General features: G+C 29.2%; 3 protein-coding genes. All 3 read left to right on the top strand.

What is annotated here, in order from left to right:
* Nucleotides 1-243 precede the first annotated feature (243 nt).
* On the top strand, nt 244-774 hold the full coding sequence (locus ACVCZW_RS00550) for a GNAT family N-acetyltransferase (RefSeq protein WP_452231369.1): 531 nt from the start codon (nt 244-246) through the stop codon (nt 772-774).
* A gap of 173 nt (nt 775-947) precedes the next feature.
* Nucleotides 948-1418: a hypothetical protein gene (locus ACVCZW_RS00555; RefSeq protein WP_452231370.1), complete on the top strand. Its 471-nt coding sequence runs from the start codon at nt 948-950 to the stop codon at nt 1416-1418.
* 430 nt (nt 1419-1848) lie between these two features.
* Complete coding sequence (locus ACVCZW_RS00560) at nt 1849-2610, top strand: DUF6090 family protein (protein WP_203461155.1); 762 nt, start codon at nt 1849-1851, stop codon at nt 2608-2610.
* Nucleotides 2611-2879 lie beyond the last annotated feature (269 nt).

The raw sequence follows: 2879 nt of genomic DNA on the forward strand, positions 1-2879 counted from the left end.
GTATCTATGTAGCGTCAGTGCTTACTACGTAATCTTGGAGATTCCCAACGGAATATCCAAATTACTAAACATAACAACGTATATATAAAATAGCTAATTGGTTGTTTAATCAATATTTTTTGTTTCTTTATAAAATATATAAAAGCCGGAAAGACAAGTCATTATTTAAACGCTACTTTCCATATACGTATACGTTAGCGGTCAGGCGAGAAACGAAATCAGACACAATAATTATATAACAGAATGGAAAATACAAATTTGAAAACCTTCCCTATATTATCAACTGAACGTTTGACTCTTCGACAATTATCGGACAGCGATGTTCAAGAAATATTTATTCTTCGTTCTGATACTTTAATAAACAAATATCTTGGAAGACAGCCAAGCAAAACATTAGAAGAAGCATCGAAATTTATTGAGAAAATAAAAAACAATAGCCTTTCTTATTGGGCAATTACACAAAAAGGAAACGAAAAACTTATGGGTACAATTTGCCTTTTTGATGTTTCAGAAGAGCAAAAAAAATGCGAAATCGGATTTGAACTTTTAACGGAATATCAAGGAAAAGGAATTATGAGAGAGGCGGGAAAAAAAATAATTGAGTATTCAATTCAAACACTCGGACGAAAAACAATTGATGCTTATACACATAAGGACAATCAAAGTTCAACCAACCTTCTTAAAGCATTGAAATTTAAGATTGGAGATAGCGTTGATAAAACAAATTCAAATTTGATTTTATTCCGACTGAATATTGATACTAAAAATAAATAGCGGAAAAAGCCCGAACCGCTAACACCGTATATAATTAATGGCTGGTTTTAGCTTGTTTACGAAAATCTTTGCAGATTTTCTATTCGGTTTTTATTTGCTAAATTAGGTACTTAAACACGCCACTAATCATATACAAACACGTTGTAGCACATTTGAGAAAAACCGATAAAATATTGAAAAAAGGAACAAAATTAGCATATATCAGAATTACAATAAACCTAATTATTGCTGGAATTCTTATCATAACTACGTTTGGAAAATTTAGTGATTTAACAGACATAATATCTGATTGGCCTCTGAATTTAGGAGTTGGAATTACAGCACTTTATATTGCTGGATATTACGTGGGAAAAAAAATGGAATTTCTAATTGACCATAAAAAGTGGAATTCTATTTTAATTGGAATTATTGGATTATTAACGATTCTATTAGTCGGAATATTCTTTGGGTCGACAGTTGGATTTTTACAAGAAGGAATTGAAAATATTGAACGAGAAAATGGACTTAAAAATGCTTTATTCGATTATTATATTAAACCATTATTTTGGATAATTCTATTTGGAATAATTCCAACAATTTTAGTTGGCGGAATAATGGGTTACGGAATTAAAAAAAAGTGTAACAACAACGATGTAGCAGATTGAGAATTAAGTGATGAATAAAAGAAAATTTAAAATCATAAAACTTTACATAATTAGCTTATTATGCATAGTCTGTTATTTATTATTAGAGAATTCTAATATAATACCTAAACTCGTTCAAGAATCGGATAAAGGTCGTTATAGTGGATTCCATACATTTTTTCTAACAGGATTATTCAAATATGGATTATTAGTAATTGGTATTAGTATTATTATAATTATGAGTTTTCTGTTATTCAGAGAAAAAACAACGAAACAACTGAAAAAATAAAAACGTGCTACAACACCGTATATATTTTATTGCTAGTTCCTGCTTGTTTACGAAAATCCTCGCGGATTTTCTATTCCGTTTTTATTTACTAACTTAGTTGCTTAATCACGCAACAAAGCATATACAAACACGTTGTGCTTCATTATGACAAACCGTTAACCAATGATAAAATTCTTTAGAAAAATACGTTACGACCTTATGGAGAAAAACAAAACTGGAAAGTATTTTAAATATGCAATTGGAGAAATTATACTTGTGGTTATTGGAATTTTGATTGCACTTTCAATAAATAATTGGAACGAGCATAGGAAACAACAAAAAATAGAACAAGAGTATTTATTGTCTCTGCAATCGGAATTTAATAATAATCTGGATAAAATAAATTCATCAATTAAGGAGAATGAAACCATAAGAAACGGTATAAATGGTTTGTTGAATTTATTTGATAATGAAATCCTTGACACTGTTAGTGATAAATATCTGAATGAAAAAATTTTTGCAGTTCTTGGCAATCAGATGCAGTTTAAGCCTTCAAATGGAGTGTTAAATGACATCATAAGTTCAGGCAATTTAAATTTAATTTTGAATCAAAAGTTGAGACAACGGCTTGCATCTTTTGATAGCTCATTGGAAATTTTAAAACTTCAGATAAATTTTACTTTGGCTGTAAAAGAAAACCTGAAATCTATTATTTATAAGGAGGGTAGTGTTAGGAAATTAGCAAGTAAACAGTTAGATTTTCAAACCAATTCCATTTCAAAAAACATAAATAATAAATCGTTGTTTAATTCTGTAGAATTTGAAAACTACCTCATAGACTATGCATTGTTACATAAATCAGCTGCGGGAACAAATTTTTTGGGTGGAATAAAAAATGAAATTGAAACCATATTAATTGAAATTGAACAAGAACTCAATAAATAACGAAAGCACAACAACGTATATAATTAATGGCTAGTTTTAGCTTACTTACGAAAATCCTCGCGGATTTTCTATCTGGTGTTTATTTGCTAAATTAGGTGCTTAAACACGCCACTAATCATATACAAGACCGTTATCTATAAGTTACTCACCAACAAAAATTATTGGAAAATCTATAAGTTTGAACTTCCAACAAGGGAATAATTACTCAGATGAATAATGTAATCTGAAAAACGTTACGGATTGGATTCTGTTTGATTTTATAAACTAAG

It is taken from the genome of Lacinutrix sp. MEBiC02595 (assembly GCF_053601555.1).

Coding starts and splice junctions, on each gene's coding strand:
- ACVCZW_RS00560 (WP_203461155.1), top strand. CDS start 1,849: ATGATAAAATTCTTTAGAAAAATACGTTACGACCTTATGGAGAAAAAC.
- ACVCZW_RS00550 (WP_452231369.1), top strand. CDS start 244: ATGGAAAATACAAATTTGAAAACCTTCCCTATATTATCAACTGAACGT.